This is a genomic window from Candidatus Magnetobacterium casense (assembly GCF_019173545.1).
In the GTDB taxonomy this organism is placed as follows: domain Bacteria; phylum Nitrospirota; class Thermodesulfovibrionia; order Thermodesulfovibrionales; family Magnetobacteriaceae; genus Magnetobacterium; species Magnetobacterium cryptolimnobacter.
Genome location: NZ_JABXWD010000001.1, coordinates 1 through 21,907, shown reverse-complemented (window position 1 = coordinate 21,907; position 21,907 = coordinate 1). Strand labels below are relative to the sequence as shown.

The 21,907-nt window shown below is 46.4% G+C and carries 21 protein-coding genes; 16 read left to right on the top strand and 5 right to left on the bottom strand.

The features are described 5' to 3' along the window. Positions 1 to 46: 46 nt before the first annotated feature. The 6 genes from HWQ67_RS00105 to HWQ67_RS00080 all read left to right on the top strand — a co-directional run bounded on the left by HWQ67_RS00105 (position 47) and on the right by HWQ67_RS00080 (position 7,571). Complete coding sequence (locus HWQ67_RS00105; protein WP_218250598.1) at positions 47 to 1,699, top strand: tetratricopeptide repeat protein; 1,653 nt, start codon at positions 47 to 49, stop codon at positions 1,697 to 1,699. 213 nt (positions 1,700 to 1,912) lie between these two features. Continuing rightward, entirely contained in the window at positions 1,913 to 2,908 is a 996-nt protein-coding gene (locus HWQ67_RS00100; protein ID WP_218250597.1) for a DUF362 domain-containing protein, read from the top strand. A 357-nt stretch (positions 2,909 to 3,265) separates the two neighbouring features. Further along, complete coding sequence (locus HWQ67_RS00095; protein WP_218250596.1) at positions 3,266 to 3,451, top strand: hypothetical protein; 186 nt, start codon at positions 3,266 to 3,268, stop codon at positions 3,449 to 3,451. A gap of 9 nt (positions 3,452 to 3,460) precedes the next feature. Further along, a complete protein-coding gene (locus HWQ67_RS00090) occupies positions 3,461 to 5,017 on the top strand; it encodes a 4Fe-4S binding protein (RefSeq protein ID WP_218250595.1) in 1,557 nt (518 codons plus the stop codon). Positions 5,018 to 5,032: 15 nt separating this feature from the next. Then, a complete protein-coding gene (locus tag HWQ67_RS00085; protein ID WP_218250594.1) occupies positions 5,033 to 6,643 on the top strand; it encodes an Eco57I restriction-modification methylase domain-containing protein in 1,611 nt (536 codons plus the stop codon). Next, the gene (locus HWQ67_RS00080; RefSeq protein ID WP_218250593.1) at positions 6,636 to 7,571 is read left to right on the top strand and encodes a BsuBI/PstI family type II restriction endonuclease; all 936 of its coding nucleotides are present in this window, start codon (positions 6,636 to 6,638) and stop codon (positions 7,569 to 7,571) included. The genes HWQ67_RS00085 and HWQ67_RS00080 overlap by 8 nt, the downstream gene beginning before the upstream one ends. A gap of 72 nt (positions 7,572 to 7,643) precedes the next feature. Here the strand turns inward: HWQ67_RS00080 and HWQ67_RS00075 are convergent, their stop codons facing one another. Continuing rightward, positions 7,644 to 8,567 (bottom strand): glycosyltransferase family 2 protein, encoded by a 924-nt coding sequence (locus HWQ67_RS00075; protein WP_218250592.1) that lies wholly within the window; start codon positions 8,565 to 8,567, stop codon positions 7,644 to 7,646. Between the two features lie 284 nt (positions 8,568 to 8,851). On the opposite strand from HWQ67_RS00075, the gene tatA reads away from it, so the two are divergent. From tatA to HWQ67_RS00035, 8 genes are all read left to right on the top strand, one after another. After that, positions 8,852 to 9,061, top strand: coding sequence for a twin-arginine translocase TatA/TatE family subunit (tatA, locus tag HWQ67_RS00070; protein ID WP_218250591.1), 210 nt, complete (start codon positions 8,852 to 8,854; stop codon positions 9,059 to 9,061). Next, positions 9,058 to 10,179, top strand: a complete 1,122-nt coding sequence (gene alr / locus HWQ67_RS00065) for an alanine racemase (RefSeq protein WP_218250590.1) — start codon at positions 9,058 to 9,060, stop codon at positions 10,177 to 10,179. The genes tatA and alr overlap by 4 nt, the downstream gene beginning before the upstream one ends. Before the next feature lie 268 nt (positions 10,180 to 10,447). Next, complete coding sequence (locus tag HWQ67_RS00060; RefSeq protein ID WP_218250589.1) at positions 10,448 to 12,121, top strand: GspE/PulE family protein; 1,674 nt, start codon at positions 10,448 to 10,450, stop codon at positions 12,119 to 12,121. Positions 12,122 to 12,274: 153 nt separating this feature from the next. Continuing rightward, the gene (locus HWQ67_RS00055) at positions 12,275 to 12,475 is read left to right on the top strand and encodes a hypothetical protein (RefSeq protein ID WP_218250588.1); all 201 of its coding nucleotides are present in this window, start codon (positions 12,275 to 12,277) and stop codon (positions 12,473 to 12,475) included. A gap of 47 nt (positions 12,476 to 12,522) precedes the next feature. Then, positions 12,523 to 12,807, top strand: a complete 285-nt coding sequence (locus tag HWQ67_RS00050) for a type II toxin-antitoxin system RelE family toxin (protein WP_218250587.1) — start codon at positions 12,523 to 12,525, stop codon at positions 12,805 to 12,807. A gap of 345 nt (positions 12,808 to 13,152) precedes the next feature. Further along, positions 13,153 to 14,352 carry a type II secretion system F family protein gene (locus HWQ67_RS00045; RefSeq protein WP_218250586.1) on the top strand — a complete coding sequence of 400 codons (1,200 nt, stop codon included), beginning with the start codon at positions 13,153 to 13,155 and terminating at the stop codon, positions 14,350 to 14,352. 313 nt (positions 14,353 to 14,665) lie between these two features. Further along, positions 14,666 to 15,640 (top strand): toll/interleukin-1 receptor domain-containing protein, encoded by a 975-nt coding sequence (locus tag HWQ67_RS00040; protein ID WP_218250585.1) that lies wholly within the window; start codon positions 14,666 to 14,668, stop codon positions 15,638 to 15,640. Positions 15,641 to 15,873: 233 nt separating this feature from the next. Beyond that, positions 15,874 to 16,122, top strand: coding sequence for a hypothetical protein (locus tag HWQ67_RS00035; RefSeq protein WP_218250584.1), 249 nt, complete (start codon positions 15,874 to 15,876; stop codon positions 16,120 to 16,122). Positions 16,123 to 16,448: 326 nt separating this feature from the next. Here the strand turns inward: HWQ67_RS00035 and HWQ67_RS00030 are convergent, their stop codons facing one another. The 4 genes from HWQ67_RS00030 to HWQ67_RS00015 form a co-directional block, all read right to left on the bottom strand. Continuing rightward, on the bottom strand, positions 16,449 to 17,876 hold the full coding sequence (locus tag HWQ67_RS00030) for a B12-binding domain-containing radical SAM protein (RefSeq protein WP_218250583.1): 1,428 nt from the start codon (positions 17,874 to 17,876) through the stop codon (positions 16,449 to 16,451). Between the two features lie 64 nt (positions 17,877 to 17,940). Next, positions 17,941 to 18,810, bottom strand: a complete 870-nt coding sequence (locus HWQ67_RS00025; protein ID WP_218250582.1) for a Bpu10I family restriction endonuclease — start codon at positions 18,808 to 18,810, stop codon at positions 17,941 to 17,943. Beyond that, entirely contained in the window at positions 18,786 to 20,042 is a 1,257-nt protein-coding gene (locus HWQ67_RS00020) for a DNA cytosine methyltransferase (protein ID WP_218250581.1), read from the bottom strand. The genes HWQ67_RS00025 and HWQ67_RS00020 overlap by 25 nt, the downstream gene beginning before the upstream one ends. A gap of 48 nt (positions 20,043 to 20,090) precedes the next feature. Beyond that, a complete protein-coding gene (locus tag HWQ67_RS00015) occupies positions 20,091 to 21,035 on the bottom strand; it encodes a glycosyltransferase family 2 protein (RefSeq protein WP_218250580.1) in 945 nt (314 codons plus the stop codon). A gap of 151 nt (positions 21,036 to 21,186) precedes the next feature. Between HWQ67_RS00015 and HWQ67_RS00010 the strand changes: the two genes are divergently transcribed. Both HWQ67_RS00010 and HWQ67_RS00005 read left to right on the top strand, forming a co-directional pair. Beyond that, positions 21,187 to 21,429 carry a hypothetical protein gene (locus HWQ67_RS00010; protein ID WP_218250579.1) on the top strand — a complete coding sequence of 81 codons (243 nt, stop codon included), beginning with the start codon at positions 21,187 to 21,189 and terminating at the stop codon, positions 21,427 to 21,429. 45 nt (positions 21,430 to 21,474) lie between these two features. Next, positions 21,475 to 21,867 (top strand): hypothetical protein, encoded by a 393-nt coding sequence (locus HWQ67_RS00005; protein WP_218250578.1) that lies wholly within the window; start codon positions 21,475 to 21,477, stop codon positions 21,865 to 21,867. Positions 21,868 to 21,907: the final 40 nt, after the last annotated feature.

Here is a 21,907-nt window from a genome sequence, read left to right as displayed (position 1 = left end):
GTGTTACATGGATAGCCTGAATGCGTAAGCTATAGACGAATAAACAATGAATAATGGAAAATACAAGCTGCTTACAGACAATATCAGGGTGAGGTTTACAAGATGCCTCAGCCCTTTATTGTTAATTGCCCTGGGTTTGGTGGTTGTCACGATATTTGTCTATGTAGATACCCGTAATTTTGATTTCGTTGCCTATGATGACAATTTGTATGTTTATGATAATCAACACGTAAAAAATGGCTTAACCCTGAGCGGGGTCAAATGGGCTATCATGACCCTCGATGCATTTAACTGGCATCCCCTGACGTGGCTGTCTCACATGGCAGATGTTGAGCTATTTGGGTTAAATGCAGGGAGACATCATTTAACCAATCTGTTTGTTCATGTACTGAACGCTTTATTAGTTTTTATCATATTTGCCAGATTCACGGATAATATATACAGGGGTGCCCTGATAGCGGCGCTTTTTGCCATTCACCCAATGCACGTGGAATCGGTGGCGTGGGTGGCCGAACGTAAGGATGTTTTGAGCGCTTTCTTTTGGTTACTGACAATGTGGTCTTATGCCCACTACGCCGCTGCCCCTTCTGTAAAACGATACATTTTGATGCTGTTATCGTTTATCCTCGGCCTCCTTACAAAACCCATGCTGGTGACGCTGCCCCTTGTGCTTTTGTTGCTGGACTACTGGCCACTGCAACGGTTGAATTTAAAACCTGTGCAGAATGGCAATGTTGTATCCTTGTTGGTCGAAAAAATCCCCCTGATCATTTTCTCTGCCATATCCGTTATGCTGACCCTATATGCGCAAACCGATACGATAAAGACAGGTGTGCCGATACCACTATCACTTGAGAGAGTGCTCGTGGCATACGTAACATATATCAGAAAGGTGTTTATCCCGGCAGACATGGCCATAATGTATTTCAGGGAGTCTCCGACGTGGAACATGTATGAGATCGGATATTCTGCACTGACACTTATCATGCTGACCTCAGTGGCAGTGATAGTGCTCAAGCGTATGCCTTTTTTCATTGTCGGGTGGTTGTTCTTTGTGATAGCGCTCATACCTGTGATCGGAATTGTACCGGTTGGGATATCCTATCTGGCCGATAGGTATACTTACATCCCATATATAGGGCTATTCCTGATTATAACGATGACCATACCTGTCTCTGCGTCCGGTTCGGGGCTTCGGCATAAATTGACAGTAGCTGCCATTGCAGTAGTCCTCATTTGCTATACAGTGATTGCCAAAAAACAAGTGCAGTATTGGCAAAACAGTGACACACTCTATAAACACTCCATAGAGGTAACAGGTGACAATTACATGGCATATGCGTTTTATTGTGAGTTTTTAAGCGGCAATGGCAGGTTTGACGAGGCAATTGCAAGTTGCAATAAGGCTGTACACATCAACCCGTCATATGATACCGTGTATGTAATTCTTGGGGACACGTATTTTCATGCATACAGGTTTGACGAAGCATATGAGAATTACAAAAAAGCAACCGTCATTACACCAAGCAGGGTGCAACATGCTGCATATAACGGTATAGGACTCATTCTTTTGAATCAGGGTAAGGTACGGGAAAGCATACGTTACTTCCGCAAGGCATTGGAGATTAAACCGGGGTTTGGTTTAGCCTCGAAAAACCTTGCTATTGCCATGGAGATGGAAGGCACTCAAGGGCCATGATTGCCCAAGGGGTACCCCTTCCTGAGCATAACTGGTAGCACTCCATTCAAACGTGGTCACATTGGTTGATTGTGGCGCTACCAGTTATGAAGTAGAACAAATTAATCGTGATTGTCATTTGTAGGGGCAATATGTTAGGTTGTAAAATAGGGTCTTGGTATGACATTAGGATTGACAATTCGAGGGAGGGGCTGAGGGGAAACGTAGTATTTTATGCCATCGAAAAACGACAAGACAGAGCCGGTACTGAGTCGGCGTGAGTTCCTGAGCAGGGCGGGCGTAACGGGGGCCATTGCCATGACGGTTGGGGTCTTGGGCGCTATCGCCTACTCTGACAGACCCATGCGCCGCAGCCAGGAGACTACCTACACGTTTAAGAACTACAGGGTTGAACCATCCGCTCTGTATCCGACAATGGTGATAGCCCACGGCAAGGACACCCGCAAGATGGTGCAGGCGGCCTTTGACAAACTGGGCGGACTGTCGCGGTTCATAAAACCCGGAGAGAGGGTGCTGATAAAGCCAAACGTGGGCTGGGACCGGCAGCCGGAGTTGGCCGCAAACACCAGTCCGGATGTTGTTGCAGCGGTTGTGGCTCTGTGCCTGCAGGGTCGTGCATCGGAGGTGTGGGTGACCGACGTATCGATCAACGACCCCTACAGGAGCTTTGCCCGCTCCGGCGTGGAGGCAGCCGTGTTGAAGTCCGGCGGTAAGGTCAAGTTCACCACGGGCGATGACTTCCTCCAGACAGACCTCAAGGGAGAAGTCCTAAATATCTGGCCAGTGTGCAGGTATTTTCATCAGGTGGACAAGCTGATAAACATCCCCGTGCTCAAGCACCACTCGTTGAGCAAGTGTACGTTAGCCATGAAAAACTGGTATGGCGTCCTGGGGGGCAGCAGAAACCGCCTCCATCAGGAGATCAATCTTTCAATCGCCGACCTGGCAAGCGCAATCAGACCCACGTTGACGATTATGGACGCCACACGTGTTCTCAAGCGAAACGGCCCTACGGGTGGAAACATCTCCGACGTTGAGGTGGCAAACACCATAATCGCCGGCGTTGACGAGGTGGCCATCGATGCCTACAGCCTCAGATTCCTTGACCTGAGCGTTGCAGACGTCCCATTTCTGAGCATTGCGCAGGCGCGAGGCGTTGGTACTACCGATCTGAAGTCCCTCAATACACATGAACTTAACACGGATTAAGATATATACTGAAATGACACATGTTTTTTCAGGCATGATATTTGAGTGACAAGATAATGGGGTCAAGGGGGCTGGCCCCCTTGCGGGGGGTTCTGAAGGGGGGCGGAGCCGCCCCTTTTTTTCTTCTATTCAGGCAATGTTGATACCCGAAAAAACTCGAATCCGATCAGTATACTTAAGAAACATCTTGCGCCGGTAAAAATACAACCATCTCAGATTTACTTTAAAGTAACAACGGAGCAATAAAGAACATGCCTGTAATGAGGGGATGATGTGCTTGTGGCAATAGTCTTGACTATAAGCACGCTAATGTGATAGGATGGTAGAAGATAGAGGTAAAAAAAGGAGATGAATGTTATGGTTGGCGTTAAGTATGCTTCCGTTGAGGATATGGAAAGTCTGATGGAGGAAACCGACATCGAATCTTTAGATGATCCAGATGCGGGTCTGGAGCTTAGAGAAGAGTTTGAGAAGGAATTGGATCGAAGACTAAATAAGCAATCTAAAATAATCCCACATGCCGAGGTGATGTTCATGCTGTAGGGCATCGAAGTGAAATATATCAAAGGGCTGTCTTTTGAACTGATGAACGGGATCAAGAAGTATCTTACGCTTGCAAACATCCGACGGGGATATGCTGTGTTTTTCTTCACACTCTTTGTGCTGCTACTGTTGCTCACCGATTTCAGACGCCTCAAGGGATACGAGACGTCGCTGTTTCTGGAGCTGTCTCCGCTGGTGTCTCTTTCGACACTATTGACTGGATGGGGCGTGTACAAGGGGCTTATCCTGTCGTTGTTTATAGTCATCCCTGCTATTTTCTTTGGCAGATTCTTCTGTTCCTGGGTCTGCCCCCTGGGGATACTCAACCAGTGGTCGGCACGCCTGTTAGCCAAAAATAGGGCGGTGGACGACTACAGGGTCAACGCCTACCGCGGCATATTTAGGCTGAAATACTACATACTGGCATCGTTGATAGTTTTGGCGCTGCTGGGCGTGCTACAGGTGGGGTTGTTTGACCCCATTGCCCTGCTGACGCGCTCATTTGCGGTTGCCATATACCCTGCCTCAAACTATTTCACGGGGTATCTGTACATAAAGCAACCCATGTTTGTAGGCGGGATATTTATAGGTCTTGTGTTTTTGTTGATACTGTTTGCCAACAGATACTTTACACGTCTGTGGTGTCGGGTGCTCTGTCCGTTGGGGGCACTGTTGGGGGTGTTGTCAACAGCGGTGTTGTTTAAGGTTCGCCGCAACGTCAGCAAGTGCACCGACTGTCAGCGTTGTATGCGTAACTGCCACGGAGGTTGTGACCCGCACGCTTATTTGAAGTTCCACGAGTGCCACCTGTGCTACAACTGCATCGAGGACTGCCCCGAGGGTGCGCTCCACTACGGGTTGGCCGATGCCCACAGCTCCGTGCAGGCACCGCTGGATATCAGCCGTCGCAGACTCATTGAGACCGCTGCGGCCTCAGTCATCCTCTACCCCGTGATGAGGAGTTCGGCAACCGCCTCAACTGTTGTAAGCCCCGACGTAATACGTCCGCCGGGGGCCATCGCCGAGGCCGATTTCCTGCGCCGGTGTATCAAGTGCGGACAGTGTATGCGCGTATGCCCCACCAACGTGCTCCAACCTGCCTTGCTGGAGGGTGGGTTTGAGGGCCTGTGGACGCCGATACTGATCAACCGGATCGGTTACTGCGAACACAACTGTATCCTGTGCAGTCACGTGTGTCCAACGGGGGCGTTGGTGCCTCTGAACGTTGAGAGGAAGATCGGCAGGAAACCCGACATTCCGCCCACAAAGATTGGCACCGCATTTTATGATCGTGGCAGGTGTCTGCCCTGGGCCATGAACACGGAGTGTATCGTCTGCGAGGAGGTCTGTCCTACCTCGCCCAAGGCCATCTGGTTTCAGGAGGTCGAGGTGCAGCTCAGGGAAGGCGGCGTGCGGGTGTTCAAGCGTCCGTTTGTGGATACAAAGTTGTGCGTGGGCTGCGGGATATGCGAAAACAAGTGCCCCGTCCGCGACAAGGCTGCCATACGGGTAACATCCATCGGAGAATCCCGATCAACTACCAATAGGATGATGCTCCGTGGCTAAAAGCAACTCCACCCCATGATGCTCGACCCTATAGACAATGAAACACCCTCTGCGTATGTTGATCGTATTGGTCAATTATACATATCACTAACGACTATGCAACAGAGGAAGAGTCTGGCTCAGTTTTTTACACCATTAGAAGTTGCAAGCTTTATGGCAGAGCTTTACCAACCTTACAAGAAAAATGTAAGCATTCTGGACCCGGGGGCAGGAGCAGGTATTTTAGGATGTGCGCTATGTCAACACATTGCAGATAGTTCATACAAAACGGAAGCAATCGAGTTGACTACTTATGAATCAGATGCTAGTTTAATTCCCTATTTAGAAAAAAGTCTTCAATACACTAAGTTATGGTTAAACGAGAAGAACATAAGGCTTTCTTATAAAATAAGAGCAGAAGATTTTATACTGGGAAATGCCAAAAGAATAAACAAAATAAAAACCCTCTTTGATGAACAGGAAGATAAAAACAGTAAATACGATATAGTTATTTCAAACCCACCGTATTTCAAAATACCCAGGACAGATATTCGGGCTAAGATAGCTGAGTTTATAGTACATGGACAACCTAATATCTATGCTATTTTTATGGCAATATCTGCTTGTCTTGTAGAGCAAGAAGGCGAACTTATCTTTATTACCCCAAGGAGTTATGCTGCCGGGTCTTATTTCAGACTTTTTAGAGAACAGTTTTTCTCGGATGTAAGGCCAGTATTTATTCATCTCTTTGGTTCACGCCGAGAGACTTTCGGTAGAGACAATGTGTTACAAGAGAATGTAATTATCAAAGTAAAACGTAAAAAAACAACTTCGGATGACATTAGGGAAGGAACTGTAATAATTTCCTTTAGTCACGGCATAAGTGATTTAAAAAAATCAACACAACACCAATTACCATTAACAGAAGTCATAGACCTGAAAAATAAAAATAAAATCTTAAGAATACCTATATCTGTTCGAGAAAAAAAGGTAATCAGTATTGTAAATTCATGGAAAGGAAGTTTACATACTTACGGTATGGAGATATCAACTGGTCCTGTTGTACCTTTTCGTGCTACCTCGTATATAACAGACAACGTAGAAGTAAATACCCCTTGCGTTCCTTTGTTGTGGATGCAGCATGTAAAAGCGATGTCCGTTCAATGGCCTATCGATATTAAAAAAAAACAACACATAAGACTATGCGATAAATCCATGAATTTGTTACTGTTAAACAAAAACTACGTATTGATACGAAGGTTTAGTGCAAAAGAGGAACAAAGACGTTTGACGGCAGCACCCTTTATTGCTGAAAGATTTAATATAGACTTTATAGGAATAGAAAATCACTTGAATTATATATATATACCTGACAGTGAATTATCTTTAGAAGAAGCATATGGTCTTTCTGTTATTTATAATTCAAGCTTACTCAATATATTTTTTTCCACTTTCAATGGTAATACTCAGGTAAGTGCAACAGAATTAAGAGGTATGCCATTACCTTCGCTTGAAACGATAAGAAAAATAGGACGATATATAATGGATACACATGTTGCGACATATTGTATTGATACTCTGATAAATATGTTTTTCAATATAGAAATTACTACACCCCTAATAGAAAATATGATAACGCATGTCTAAGATTGAAGACGCTCAGGATATCCTCAAGGCTTTTGGTTTACCATTGTCACAGCAAAATGATATTTCGGCTCTAACCCTTTTGGCTTTGTGTGGTATAGGAGAAGAAGATTCCTGGCATAGTTCATACAAACATAGTGTTACTATAACAAAGGGGATTATGGAATTTATAGCACGAAAATACAATAAAAAATATGCCCCAAATACTCGAGAAACTTTTAGAAGACAAGTCCTTCATCAATTTGTTCAAGCGGGCATTGTAGATTATAACCCCGATAATCTAAACTTACCAACTAACAGTCCCAATGCACATTACTCTCTTACAGAGGAAGTGTTAATTGCTATAAAAGCATTCAATACCAAAGCTTGGAAAAGCACAGTGAATGCTTTCAAGAAAAAGCAAAAAACACTGTCAGAAATATATCAAAAAAAACGAAATACAAAGAAGATTCCTGTTAGGTTACCTAACGGATTGACTTTTGAGCTTTCACCGGGAAAGCATAATGAGGTGCAATCGGCGATAATAAAAGAGTTTGCTCCACGCTTTGCCCCTGGAGCATTAGTGCTGTACCTCGGTGATACAGCGTCAAAAATTCTATTCATAGACGAAACGGAACTGTCAAATATTGATATCTCTATTACGAACCATGATAAGTTACCTGATGTAATCCTATTAGATAAAAATAGAAATTGGCTTTATTTGATAGAAGCTGTTACCTCACATGGTCCTATGAATCCAAAACGTATTGTCGAATTAGAAACAATGATGCGTAATTGTAAATGTGGAAAAGTATATGTCAGTGCATTTCCTGATTTCAAGGAATTTAAACGACATATAAATCAAATAGCTTGGGAAACGGAAGTATGGATATGTGAGTTTCCTGAACACATGATCCATTACAACGGGGAACATTTTTTTGGTCCAAGATAATCGCAGATCAGGGATGGCGGGTAGCACTCCAATCAACCGTGAATGCCAAGGGGTATGCCAACACTATCCACCCTACCGGTACATAGTAAATGGCAATCGCAGGGGCACTCGTATCTTGGAGGCAATCTCTCGCTTTACCGGCTTACGTTTTTTTCGTATCTTCCTGAACCTGGAGATGGCATCGGCAAGCGCCCTGAAATAGACCGTTGTTGACTGCTCCATCGTGTGATAGAACACGTGATATATAAGTACCACGTTTGCCTTGAGCATCATATCAAAGGGGTAGTGTTTCCACGTAAGCCAGAACGTGTTGCGTGTGTAGTAAAACGGTGCCCGCTCTGAGAGTCGGTTTACCGCGGAGGTCTTGTGATATGCTACCACGTCGGGGAAGGATTCGATCCTGTAACCGTTGTCCCACACCCTGAAGGCCAGGTCAAGTTCGTTGGCGTACAGGAAGAACTCATCCGGATAGCCGCCGAGCTTGTCGAGTATCTCTTTTCTGACACCGGCCCCGGCACCGTTAAAGGACATAATGTAGGCACCAACGTTGCCTGATGCGGGCATGGCTGCCGTTGTTGTCGTGTCCTCCGGACAGACGTTGTTGTACTGGGCGTAGTCCCTGACGTCAAAGGCCACGATGCCAAGGGTGGGGTCACCCTGAAACTTTTCCACCATCCGCTTGATGCTGCCCTCGGAGGGGAAACTGTCGTCGTCTATGATGATTACGTAGTCGCCACGGCCGGCCCTGAACCCCTCGTTATAGGCGCCAACCCCTACGTTTTTGGGCATTCTGATTAGCGTAACGCCGGGATACTCCTGTTGCACCATCTCTGCGGTGCCATCCGAGGAGCAGTTGTCTACAACCACAATGTCGAGGTTCTTGTAGGACTGCGTGGTCAGGTGTGCAAGGCCCTCGCGGGTGTCCTCTCTGCGATTGTAGCACAGCATCACGACACTGACTACAGGCTCCCTCACGGTTGATCGTGATGCTACCATTTTTGATTCATATATCTAATATAACTCTTTTTAGATATCTTGTCAATATTGCTTGCAAATACTTTTTCCTACTATACTTTTACGAATCCTGAATTCCTGGTCAAGCCAGCAATGACACACAGCCCAGGAGGAGTTCCGCTCAATAGACGGCGAAGGTGAGAGCTTTATAAACATCAACTCCCCACTTGACTTAAAAAAGATTGATACAAGGTATGAATTTAGAGTATGATTAAAGTAACAGGTAAAATGATAATAACAAGTTTTAGGTACACAAGGAGGATACAATGTTAGGCTTTGGATTTCAGGAGTTAGTGCTAATCCTAATAATAGTGATAGTGCTTTTTGGGGCGTCCAAGCTGCCGGAGCTTGGCAAGGGGATGGGGTCGTTTATCAAGAACCTCAAAAGGGGTCTGACGGAACCCGAGGAGATAGACGTAACCCCTAAGAAGGATGCCCCTGACGTCAAGGAGAAAGTGGAAGGCAGCGCCAAGTGAAAAGGGGGCCGTCTGTTGAGATAAGTATTGACAGCATACGGCACAACTACGACTATGCCAGGGGCTTGTCCAACAACAGACCGGTAATAGCCGTTGTCAAGGCCGATGCCTATGGCCACGGGGCCGTAAAGGTGGCAACTCTCCTGGAGGAGTTGGGTGTGTTTTGCCTGGGGGTTGCCTTTGTTTCGGAGGCCATTCAGCTTAGGGAGGCAGGTATAACGGCACCAATTATGGTGTTTTTCGATACCCCCGACATCGCTGAGATAACCAGATATGCCCTGATACCGGTTATCTCGGAGGTGGGTTCTGCCCGGACCCTTTCGGAGATGGCACTGCGGTACAATATGCAGGTCAGCGTACATGTCAAGGTGGACACGGGAATGGGCAGGTTAGGCTTTGTCTCTGACATCGACGAGGAAAAGATAAAGGCCATAGCGACACTTGCGGGCATTAAGGTAACCGGTTTTATGAGCCACTTCAGCGAGGCCGACCTTGTTGACATGAACTTTGCAAACGTCCAGTTGGAGAGGTTTGTTGTCCTTAAGGCAAGGTTGATTAATCACTATGGCGGACACTATGGCGGCGTCTTATGGCACATTGCCAACAGTGCGGCCACCATGTACCTTGCCCCGGCACACCTTGATGTCATCAGACCGGGGCTGATGCTCTACGGCTACGACCCGATAAGGGAAGATAACCCCAATCTCAGACCGGCCATGACCGTTAAGTGCAGGGTGCTTGACATCAGGCGGCTGCCTGCGGGCAGGTCTGTTGGCTATGGCAGGACGTTTGTAACGCAGCGGGAGACCCTCGTTGGCGTCATTGGCGTTGGTTATGCCGACGGCTTTTTTCGTGCGCTCTCAAACACGGGGCACGTGATAGTCAACGGACGGCTTGCACCGATCATCGGCAGGGTCTGTATGGACGTTTCGATGGCAGACCTCACCGACGTCATAAACTCTGCCGTCGATGGCGAGTCTACCCCACAGGAGTGCATCTTACTTGGCAGTCAGGGCAACGCAGCCCTCTGGGCAAATAAACTCGCCCGTGCAGCAGGTACCATACCGTATGAGATACTCACCTCCCTGGGCAGGACTCCGGACAGGACGTTTACCTAAGCGTGGTCACATCGCTAAAGCACGGCAACAGCACCATATTATGAATGGCATATAGCGTGTTTCGATTGCATACGATACAAAGAAAGAAAGGGGCGGAGCCGCTTCTTTGTCGCTCCAGGACGCTCCTGGCCCCCTTTAGAACCCCCTGCAAGGGGGCCAGCCCCCTTGACTCCGTAAAAATGCCACATCTTTTGCATTTAATCCAATCGAAATTTGCTATAAAAGCGGCTTATATCCCGACAACCACGGCTAATTGTGGCGCTGCACTATGCTCATAGGGGATATCTTAATCAGGCTCTTTGGCCTGCGCCAGGACGACATAGGCAGGGCGCTCGATGTACAACGGGAGATCGGCGGATACATCGGGCAGATACTCATCAACTCCGGCCTCATTACGGAATATCAATTGATAAGCGCCCTCTCAGAGCAATTGAACATCCCGCTGTTTGACAATGACACCTTCAGGGGAGTTGATACCGCCCTGATAAGCGACATCGCCCAACGCCTTGACATCGACTACCTGTTCAGAGACAATTTTCTCCCGATTGCACAACAGGACTCCGTGATAACATGCCTGACCAACGACCCGTTTAATGGGCACATCATCGACTATGTCACCAGGGCGCTGTGCAGTCGCGTGGAACTCCTCCTTGCAACCGAGCAGGTCATAACCGAACTTGCAAGACCGCTAAAGACCAGCGACAAGGACGTTGTATCCCTCTTCATAGACGACACGCCCGAAACCCTCAAGGAGATGGCCTCAGAGGCGCCCGTGATCAAGTTTCTGAACAACCTCCTGAGCACAGCCGTGGAACTCAGGGCGTCGGACATACACATAGAACCCTCCGAGGGCGGCAATCGCATAAAGATGCGCATAGACGGCGTCCTGCACGACAGCGAATCGGTCAACGAAAAGCTCTACCTGGCCGTCGTCTCACGGATAAAACTCCTTGCGGGACTGGATATCGCCGAAAAACGCCTACCGCAGGATGGCAAATTCAGCACCAAGATCGCCTCGGCTCTCATCGACCTGCGCGTATCGACCATCCCGTTTGCCGTGGGCGAGGGCGTGGTCATGCGCCTGCTGTACAGGGCGCGGCTGACGTTTGACATAACCCGTTTGGGTATTGAACGGGACGTCGTGCCACTTATCAACGAGCTAATCAACATGCCATATGGCATCCTCCTGGTCACCGGCCCAACCGGTTCCGGTAAGACGACAACGCTCTACTCCATGCTCTCAAGCATCGACCGCAAAGAGAAAAAGATCATAACCGTCGAGGACCCGGTGGAGTACAAGCTCGAAGGCGTCAACCAGATACAGGTAAAGGACGATATCGGCCTGGGGTTTGCTACGTCGCTGAGGTCTATACTCAGACACGACCCCGATGTCATCATGGTGGGCGAAATACGTGACCCCGAAACGGCAGAGGTAGCGGTACAGTCGGCCCTGACCGGACACCTGGTGCTGTCAACCTTGCACACAAACGATGCCCCCAGTTGCCTGTTCAGGCTCATCGAAATGGGTCTGGAGGACTACCTGCTCAATGCCTCCATTATTGGCGTCATCGCCCAGAGGATCGTCAGAAGGAACTGCGACAACTGTCGGCGGCCTGTTGAGTTGCCCCCGGCTGTACTAGACAGATACGCAATCATCCAGACCTACGAGCGGTACAGAGACTCCCTGGGGTTGACCATTAACTTCATGCGTGGGGAAGGTTGCCGCAAGTGTGCCGGCACCGGTTACCGGGGAATGGTGGCCATCTACGAGGTCTTCGGCTACACGGAGGACCTCAAGGAGATATTCCTGAAGGAACACGCCCTGGAGGTATTTAAGCGACAACTGATAGACAGACACGGCTTCAGGACCTTGAGGCAGGACGGCATCTTAAAGGTGATCGCCGGCATAACGACAATGGAGGAGGTGCTGAGGGTTTCGTGAGCAGCTTCAGGTATCTCTGCGTTGACTCCAACGGCAAGGAGATAACGGGATCCGTCTCCGCTAAGAATTATAGTTGACAAGCAGATGCCCGTATGATACCATAGATATGTGTGGCACTATGGAAGTAAGTATAGTTAATAGAGGTGTAACTGTATGAGTACTAAAGAGAAGGATATAATGATTTCATTTCCTTTGAATATTTTTGAGATGGTGGAAACAAAGGATGCACTTGAGGATTGGCTTTTATCGCAAAACCAGGAAGTTATTGACAGACTGCTTAAGGCCCGTCAGGATGATATTGAAGGAAAAGGGATGGATTGGAAAGACCTTAAAGAAGAATCAGGTCTAAAGTAAACTCCCAAGTAGAAAACAAATACAGACAAGGGGGTGAGCTTAAAGGTATGTATAATATAGAAATTTCATCTGATGCCGTGAGGGCGTTCAGGGGATTAGAGAAAGCTATACAGTTAAAAATTCAGGAAAAAATAGACTGGCTTGCTGAAAATGCTAATACTGTGACACACTATCAGCTATCTTTTCTGCCCGATAAACTGAAAGGTTTGTGCCGGTTAAAGGCTGGTGATTATCGGATACTCTACTTTATCTATCATGCAGGAAAAAGGGTTTCCATTTATCTGGTGGAACACAGAAGCGTTGTTTATAAGATTTTAAAAGACATTACGTAACAAATCCACGATCCAACTCAAGAGCCTGCCCTTTTTGTTCTTCCGGTCAAATGTAGTTATCCTTAACTGACATACTTTTCTCGCTTATTGACAAAAGGTGGGCATTGTCGTCAATATAGGGAATGAATTCGAAACTGACGAGCAACAGACATGGCAATGCGAGGACTACGCCTATTGAGTTTCTCATCTGCTTCCTCGGAGAGGAAGGCAGAAGGCCAGACCGTAACAAACTGGTACTCACATACTCATAAGAGAGGTCTTAATCAGGCACTTTGGCCTACGACAGGACGGCATATTAAAGCTAATCGCCAGCATAACGACAATGGAGGAGGTGCTGAGGGTTTCGTGAGCAGCTTCAGGTATCTCTGCGTTGACTCCAACGGCAAGGAGATAACAGGCTCCGTCTCCGCCGCAGACCAAAAGGAGGCACAACACATATTAAAGGACAGGGGATTAAGCGTTGTCCGTCTGGATGGCGTCTCACGGAATACCGGTGTGGACAGACGCCTCAAGAGAAAAAAGATCGACGACATGGAACTCTACAACATGTCAAAGGAGCTTACGGTCTTATTGAGGGCGGGGTTGAGGATCGACAACTGCCTTGAGATCGTTGGCGGTTCCACGACAAACCTCACGCTCAGGGAGCATCTCAGGGGCGTCCTGGGGGATGTTAAGGCGGGTAAGAGCGTTGCCGAGGCATTTGAGAGGGTGGGCATTTTTACCGCCCTGATGATCAACGTCATCAGGGTTGGGCAGGGCATTGGAGACCTTAAGCTGGCCTTTGAGCATATATCCAGCCACCTGCAATTTCAGATACAGTTCAGGGCCGAAATCAAAAACGCCCTCACATACCCGATCTTTTTGATCCTGGCAAGTCTTGTAACACTTGGTGTTATCTTCAAGTTTATCATACCGCGATTTTTCAGCATCTTCGGTGAAAATCAGGAAAAACTCCTCCCCCTGACCGCAAAGATACTCTATGGGGCCAGCAAGCTATTCAATGCCTATGGGCTGGTAGCGATTGTCGTTGTTGTGATCATCTTCTTCAAGTTTGTGAATACTAAGAGGTTCCTCCAGGCGGGTTACTCCTATGCGCTTTCGATTCCGCTTGTCAGAACGATGATAACTGATCTTGAGCTGTCGCGCTTCTCCTACGCGATGCACACGATGCTCAGTAGTGGCATCGAGTTTATCAAGGCGTTGAGGTACTCCATAGACCTGATCGAAAACGTGCGAATCCGCAACTCCATAGAGCCTACGGTCAAGCTCATAAAGGAGGGCCGGGAGATCGGCGAGGTGTTTTCGCAGGTAGACATGTTGCCCGATATTGTTGTCAACATGGTGCGAGTGGGCGAAAAAAGCGGCAACATGAAGGAGATATTCCTGGAGCTGTTTAACGTCTTTGACGACAGGTTCAAGCGAGGGATCAAGCGTGTCGTCGTGTTGATTGAGCCGATCATAATCACGGTGATGGGCGTTATCGTTGGCTTTATCGTGATATCGCTGATCCTGACCGTCATGAGTGTGGGCAACATCAAGTTATGAGAGAAAAAGGAAAAAGAAAGAAGGAGGGCGTTTTGTGGCCGGGGTGCCTCACCCCCTCCGCCCCCTCCTCAGACCTCCCCTGCAAGGGGGCCAGCCCCCTTGACCCCGTAAAAATGCCATGTACTTTGTATCTTATCAAGTTGAACTCTGCTATGAAAATTTCTCTTGACAAAATACTGATGATCTCGTTAGCATAGTAAATGCGATTAACAAAAGAGGATTTTAGTATCATACGGGGCATGGTCTCTTGCCTCATGGGTATTTTCACGGTAAATATGTTCAGAGTAAGTGAAGTATGTTATAGTTAATCGTTATGACTAAATCAATTGTATCTTCGGATGATGTTTGGCGAATATTTCAAGTCTTAGGAAGTTCGTTTAGTATTCAATCTGGCATTGCATCCACAATTCAAGAAGCCAATGGGAAACCTATAGGATATTTCTCAGGTGAATCAACAGTAATTCTTGGGTCAGGTGAAGCAACTATTCGTCAGGTTGATACAGAAACTCAGGCATCTTGGAGAATTGCTATTGAACCATTTTGGCTTCAAAATTTTATGAGAGGATTTTTAGTGTTTGGTTGCCTCAGATATTTTGGTGGTGTTCACTCCTGCCTGTATGGTGCCCAAGTTGAAATCTTTTTTAATGATAAGTGCATAGACAAGTTTGGATTAAAGGTAATTCCGCCAAATCATTCTGATTATTTTCATCGTATTGAAATTCCCAAGCTACCTGACCTTTGGCCTCTTTCTGGCTGTCAAACTACATATGCTTGGCCAATTCAGAAAATCGGTTTTACCTCGGACCTTTTTCAAACCGTAAGGGTCAAAATTGATAAAGAAGTAAGTTGGGATATAGACTACGTTGCGATAGTGTGTAAAGCAGAGAAGCTCCAACAAAGATTATTTCTTTGTCACGCAACAGAAGACAAAGAGGATGTTCGGAAGCTGGCTAAGGAACTCACTGATCGTGGGATTGGCGTTTGGTTGGACGAGGCAGAGATTAAACTCGGTGATTCTCTCTTAGATAAAATTTGTGAGGGTATAAATACTGTCGAGTACTTTATAGTGTTTCTTTCCAAAGCATCTGTAAACTCACCATGGGTAAAGCTGGAAGTTAGAATAGCAATGGACGAAGAAATCGAAGGTAAGCGTGTTAAGATATTGCCAATTATTCTTGAACATTGTGACCTGCCAAAATTCTTGAAGGGCAAGTACTACGCAGACCTTACTGATAAAAATAATCATGAAAAAGTGATCAGGCAAATAGAGGAACGTTTGCAGGTGTAATTGGGGTGGGCTAACAATTTCAGACAACGTGGGCTAAATTAGGGAAAAGGTAATCAGATGTTTTCGTAACAATAGACAAAAGGAGTCATTTTGTCTATTGTCTAAAAACACACCCCAACATTTACGCGGCTTTCCAAGTGGTAGCGAAGGGCAAACATTAGACAAAACGGTGAGGGCGTAAAAATCTTGCATTAGTGTACTTTATATGATACACTACTCTTAGAGGGTTGCAGATGGATAAGCTCAGTTTTGACGAGTTGAAAGAGCGTGGCGCCGGTGTTCTGGCTCCTGATAGTGTTGCTTTGCTTTACCATCAGGCGTTCAGAGATTTTGGTGTTCAGTCGCTTTGGAACCGCAAGCCGAGTGAACACCCGACAATTGCGCAGGCCCTTGTTGTCGCTGATGCCCTACGGCGTGAAGGTAACATGCAAACACGACCATTGGCAGTGCAGATTGAGGATGCGTGTCGTGCCGCTCTCTAAATTGCAAACGGAAATTCTGCTTATCCTTGCCGAGCACCGGAATCCGGAAAGCTATGTCGCGGGCGCAAGTGCGCTTAATCAGAACGGCCCGCGCTATTCTGGAGACATCTACATTTTCCATGATCAGGAGGAAGCCGTAGCGCAGATGGCGATAGCTGATACAGCCTTGTTGGTCGAACATGGATTTACATTTAACTGGATTATAGCACATTTAGATTGCGTGCAATACAAGAAAAGAAAGGGGCGGCTCCGCCCCCCTTCAGAACCCCCCGCAAGGGGACCAGTCCCCTTGACCCCATAAAAATGCCACGTATTTTGTATCTAATCTACTTTCTGAACCACTTTCCAACCTGCTTTAGCAGGGCGACGCCACCGGAGAAGTAGTTGGTAAACTCATAGAACGTCCTGATGTGCGACAACAGGTTGACAACCCTGTTGATATCGGTGTAGTAGAGGAAATTGGCCTTTGCTATCATGTTTTCAATCTCCGCTGACGATACGGCGGAGTTTTTTATAACACAGTCCTCACCGATGGCAACAAACTTTTCCCAGTCTATCTCCTCCAGCGGGATTGAGGCAAAGAAGTAGTCAAACTCCTTTGTCCCAGGAAACGGTACCAACATGTTGTAAAAGGCCAACGTTGCATTGACCTCCCTGGAGAATCTGAGTGTGTCCTCCATCTGCTGCTTTGTCTCACCGGGGGAACCGATAATATAAAACGCCTGCGTCTTGATGCCCAGACTGGTTGCAATCCTGACGGTCTCCTTAGCCTTTGCAGGTGCGATGGCCTTTCCCATCCGCCTGAGGATGCCCTCGTCGCTGGACTCCAACCCAAACCCCACACAGTAACACCCGGCCCTCTTCATAAGCGCCAAGGCCTCCCTGTTGACCGTGTTGACCTGTGAGAAGCAGAACCACTTGAGGTTCAACCGCTTATCGATCATCCCCCTGCATATCTCCTCAAGACGGGTGTGGTTGATCGTGAAGGTGTCATCGGTGATGATAAGTTGCCGGGCGTTGTAGTCCTTTTTGAGCATCTGCATCTCCTCCAGTACGTATTGTGCCGAGTGTATCCGGTACTTTTTGCCGGAGACGATCCTGGCCGCACAGAAGGAACAGTTAAAGGGACACCCTCGGCTGGTCAGGATGGTCATGCAGTTCCTGTAGCGTGCGTTGTGCATGTTGGGCACGAACAACCGCTGAGGTATCAGGTCCCTTGCCGGAAAGGGGATGGAATCCATGTCCTCGATGTAGGGTCTGACGTCGTTGCGGATGATTGTATCGCCATCCCTGTAGATGATCCCGCTTATTCCCTCCAGGGAGGCGTTGTCCTGGTATGCGTTGACAACATCGAGCATGGAGCGTTCTCCTTCCCCGATAACAACGCAGTCTATAAGCCCCGGGTATGTCCGCATCACAAACTCAGGGATGGCGCTGACATGCACACCCCCCATAACGACCTTGGCCGTGCAATGACTCCGGCAAAGTTCCGCCAGCTTAATGGCCCTCATGAAATTGGGGGTTGCGCACGTTATCCCGATCACGTCGGGCTGCGATTTCGTTATGATAGTGGTTATTGCGTTGTAGCTTAACCCCTGAGCCTCGGGCTCATACATTGCCACCTCATGGCCTCCATACTTGCGCAGATAGGAGGCGATGTATCCCAGCCCCAGGGGGAAGTATCTCCCCGCCGCCTTACTCAGATTGCCGTACAGGTCCACGTAGGGCGGTGATAACAGTAATACCTTTGCCATTGAGATTAACCTCCTAAATATGCCTAAATAACGGTCATGATCAAATAAAATAGTTTATCTGGTTTTAAAGAAGATAGCCTTTGGCCAATCTGTGATTAATACCACCCTCCCAATCTTCCGTGAGAAAATCACGAACAAAATGAAAAAGGTGTTCAACGGTATCCTCGTATATTGGCCTCTTTGTGTAACTGTCGAGGTATCTGAATTCTCTATCGGTGTTTTTTTGCTTTCGTAGAACATAAATTTGATCAATCTTAAATTTACGCAAGTTTACCGCCTCTGTTAATTTAAGCCATTCTGCCACGATTATGTATAAAGCATTTGGATTGCGGTGTTTCAATAGTTCTGCTGCCGTTGATGCATCCTGAAGCATGGTTTTGTCAAGGTAGGTTTTACATTCAACTGTTACTGCTGGTATATCCCATGTCTCTGATTGCGTTGTTGATTGCTCAAAGCACTTAAAATCAGCATTGATTCTCACACCTATAGCAAAGTCATGATCTTTCTTTTCTATTAAAACATTGGGAGTTGTCAGCATTGATTTATAGCTGTTTGATTTAAAAAATAAATCCTTAAATGTGTGCGATTTGCCAATTAAGGCATGTTCGGAAAAATCAGCAACCATATCTTTAAAGAGATAATACATAAATTCTTCAAGAACAGAGGAATGAAGATTAGAGCGCGAGTCAAACTGTTCTGCATATTCTTGTTGGTCTATGAAATTCTTGTAGTCGTTTAACAGTTTGGTTCGTTTTTCCAGAATCAATAAATCCGAGTCTGTTTTTAATAAAAACGGCCCCTTTAAATCAATATTGGTCTGTTTCCATTGATCATACTGTAACCGTATCTCAGTAAGATATTGCCGCGATTTGGCATCACGATATTTGGTCTGATGATTTTCTTTTTGTTCTAAGTTGTTCCCGTGGACAAACATTGTTCCCTCCCGATAAGTTGTTGTAATATGTTATGGGCTAAGGCCTTGACAAGAAAAGGGGGAACTGCATTGCCAATCTGGTTATATTGGCAAAGAAATTTTTCGTCGTATCTTTTCTCTCGTGCAAGTAAGCGATGGCTAACCACAGTAGGTTTGCCTAAGAAACGATACCAGTCAGGAAATGATTGAATGCGTGCACCTTCTCTAGCTGTAAAATTTCTATGCTGATAGGGATGAACAAAGTTGGCATAGAATGATGCCGGTATTGTATGACACGGGCGCATAGGAAACATTCGCCTGTTATTCTGGTCATAAGCCTGTTGAACAATCTCTTGAGAATTGCGCCGTCTAGGTTTTAGATGATCGGGAACGTCATTGACAGAGTTACCCCACTGCATTGTAGAAAAACGCTCAATCATCCTCTTGCCATGATTCATAGCCTTGTGGTTAAATAGTGTGTGACTACTATTGCGCAATAGCTTCTGATAATCGGTTAATGGCGGCATTGTATATTGTTGCTCTTCAGAGCCTTCTGTAGCCTTGAGAGGGGGTAAATCAGAAATGGCATCCCATAATGTCGGGCACGGTTGAAGTGAATTTGAAAATCTTATTGAGAGCTGGTTGGCAGATGTCACCTGATGTGTTGGATCAGGGAAAGGTTTAGATATTTCGATTTTTGATGCAACTACAAATAAACGGTTACGTATCTGTGGAATACCAAAGTCGGTAGCCTGCAGGGTTGCTGCATACACATAAAAACCGATATCTCTCAATGATGACTCGATTATTGTAAGAACCTTTTTTCCTTCCGCCGTCTTTGCTACGGCAAGATTCGGAACATTTTCAATTATCATCAATGTAGGTTGAAAAAGGTGACCCACTCGTAAAAATTCATGAAACAATGAGTTTCTCGGGTCTTTGGGATCACCGGCGTTTTGATTACATATCGAGAAGCCCTGACATGGAGGACCACCCACTATAATATTGGGATGGTGCGTTTCAAACACATCTAATAGTTCTTGATCGGTTAGTGTTTGAATATCTTTTTGAATTACTATTGCATCAGGATGATTGTAAGAAAAAGTATCACATGCCCACTTATCAATTTCAACAGCACCTATAACTTTAGCACCAGCCATCTCAAAACCAAGACTAAAACCACCCGCACCGGCAAATATATCCAGCACCCGAAATACTTGTTCAGAGACGTTGCGATGCTTCAATTTCAACACAGTTTCTCACAAGTTCCTTATCGCTAAATATCTTACCCACTATGCCACTCACTTGTTTTTTTTCGGGACCGAGGCGATGTCTATGGCTATGGCCTGCAGCAACATCTGAAACGACACAATGATCGGCAAGGCCACAAGCATGATCGTACCAGAGGTCTTTACCGTTGCATTGATGAGCGAGTCCATCCACTCCATGACTCCAAAGACTATGCCAAAAACAAACATCGGTAATCCTATTATAATATAAATTGATACCATATTGAAATCATAGAGGAAGTATTTAAAGAATATCCGCCTTATAAGGCCCCTCAGCAACCGTGGGGGAAACTCCAGGGATGTCCTGAGTATGCTGAGGGAGCTTTCCTCATCGCCATACCTCGCCGGTATGTCTATATCCATTACGACGGCGTTTATGATATTGAGGTTGATAAGCATGTCCGATTCAAAGAAGTATCTCCGTGCAATTTGCTCAAGGTTTAGTTTTTCGACAGCCCTTCTGTGTATTGCCGTGTAGCCGTTGGTTGGGTCGATGATGTTCCAGTACCCGGAGGATATCTTCAGGAGGAAGGACAGGACGCTATTGCCAAAGAGCCGAACCTTGGGCATTGCCTTGAGGGCGGTAAAGTTCATAAACCGATTGCCCTTTGTATAGTCTGCCTGGCCCTTTAGCAGCGGGGCAATAAGTTCATTAATATAGGCGGCATCCATCTGGCCATCGCCGTCCATCTTGACGATGACGTCGCATCCAAGCTCAATGGCCTTTTTCAATCCACTGATCACCGCCCCCCCCACGCCCATGTTGACGTCGTTGTATAAGATTAACAGCCTGTCCTTGTCAACACCCTCCGTGGCGGCGGCAACGTCACCGGAGTGCTGAGGACACTTGTCGTCAACGACAATGATCGTACCGATACTTGCAGGGACAGAACGTATCACACCCTCTATTTTATCTGCAACCTTATATGCAGGGATAACAACTGCCGTTTTGAGCACACTCTATTATAGCAGATTTAGATTATTACAAAACACGTGGAAAGTTCATTTTTACACCATGACTTTGCCGCATGGGTATCACCACTATCTGACACGGATAAGGATTTCTATTGTTTACATACGACTTGCATTTGTGGTACACTTAAGTCACATGAAGAATGAAGCTAACAGCACGGTCAAAAAGTTCAGCGGGGCCAACAGCCCGTTGAAGGTACTGCGCACTGCGCCAATGTACAGTGAAAAGCAGAAGAACTGCACGGAACTGATTCCGCATCCGATCATCCCGCAGGTATCTATCATGTGGGCATTTCTGGAGAGCTATCTGAAAAAGACCGCAGATGTCTTCAGGCTTTACCCCGAGACACGCATTAAATCGCTCGCCAGTGCAGGTTGAATTTGTCATTTTTCATCTGATTCTAATGAAAATTGTCGGAGTTGTTTGGAAAAACTTGACAATATGCCACAGATGTGGTACAATAGCAAAATATGGTACTACTATAATTATAATAATAAAATGGCGCGGTCTGATTTATTATTAAGCCTTGTTAAGGCATTTACATCTGGGGATACGGTTCTTTTTCGTAAAGCCGTAGAGGCATTGATCGCCGAAGAACGAGCAAAACAGCACCATTTTTTTGCCGACAGATTAGCCGAGAGCTTAAATAATGCCTCAAAGAACAACATTGCTATTTCAAATGATAAGGTACAGAATTTTTATTTGAAATTACCCCAAGTATTAGCCTTTCAACTCTTATATTACTCATTGAATTTTAGCAATTTTGCCTTGAAAAATGCGGGTAAAACCGAAATAAAAGCGTCGATTAGTGCTTGAATTTTATCATCAGGAAGCAACTGATGTGTATGAAGATATT

What these genes read in the sequence shown, in the direction of transcription:
- tatA (WP_218250591.1), top strand. Translation starts at nt 8,852, where the DNA reads ATGTTAGGCTTTGGATTTCAGGAGTTAGTGCTAATCCTAATAATAGTG.
- HWQ67_RS00050 (WP_218250587.1), top strand. Translation starts at nt 12,523, where the DNA reads ATGTATAATATAGAAATTTCATCTGATGCCGTGAGGGCGTTCAGGGGA.
- HWQ67_RS00025 (WP_218250582.1), bottom strand. Translation starts at nt 18,810, where the DNA reads ATGTTTGTCCACGGGAACAACTTAGAACAAAAAGAAAATCATCAGACC.
- HWQ67_RS00085 (WP_218250594.1), top strand. Translation starts at nt 5,033, where the DNA reads ATGATGCTCGACCCTATAGACAATGAAACACCCTCTGCGTATGTTGAT.
- HWQ67_RS00055 (WP_218250588.1), top strand. Translation starts at nt 12,275, where the DNA reads ATGAGTACTAAAGAGAAGGATATAATGATTTCATTTCCTTTGAATATT.
- HWQ67_RS00075 (WP_218250592.1), bottom strand. Translation starts at nt 8,567, where the DNA reads ATGGTAGCATCACGATCAACCGTGAGGGAGCCTGTAGTCAGTGTCGTG.
- HWQ67_RS00060 (WP_218250589.1), top strand. Translation starts at nt 10,448, where the DNA reads ATGCTCATAGGGGATATCTTAATCAGGCTCTTTGGCCTGCGCCAGGAC.
- HWQ67_RS00010 (WP_218250579.1), top strand. Translation starts at nt 21,187, where the DNA reads ATGAAGAATGAAGCTAACAGCACGGTCAAAAAGTTCAGCGGGGCCAAC.
- HWQ67_RS00035 (WP_218250584.1), top strand. Translation starts at nt 15,874, where the DNA reads ATGGATAAGCTCAGTTTTGACGAGTTGAAAGAGCGTGGCGCCGGTGTT.
- HWQ67_RS00105 (WP_218250598.1), top strand. Translation starts at nt 47, where the DNA reads ATGAATAATGGAAAATACAAGCTGCTTACAGACAATATCAGGGTGAGG.
- HWQ67_RS00080 (WP_218250593.1), top strand. Translation starts at nt 6,636, where the DNA reads ATGTCTAAGATTGAAGACGCTCAGGATATCCTCAAGGCTTTTGGTTTA.
- HWQ67_RS00030 (WP_218250583.1), bottom strand. Translation starts at nt 17,876, where the DNA reads ATGGCAAAGGTATTACTGTTATCACCGCCCTACGTGGACCTGTACGGC.
- HWQ67_RS00040 (WP_218250585.1), top strand. Translation starts at nt 14,666, where the DNA reads ATGACTAAATCAATTGTATCTTCGGATGATGTTTGGCGAATATTTCAA.
- HWQ67_RS00100 (WP_218250597.1), top strand. Translation starts at nt 1,913, where the DNA reads ATGCCATCGAAAAACGACAAGACAGAGCCGGTACTGAGTCGGCGTGAG.
- HWQ67_RS00095 (WP_218250596.1), top strand. Translation starts at nt 3,266, where the DNA reads ATGGTTGGCGTTAAGTATGCTTCCGTTGAGGATATGGAAAGTCTGATG.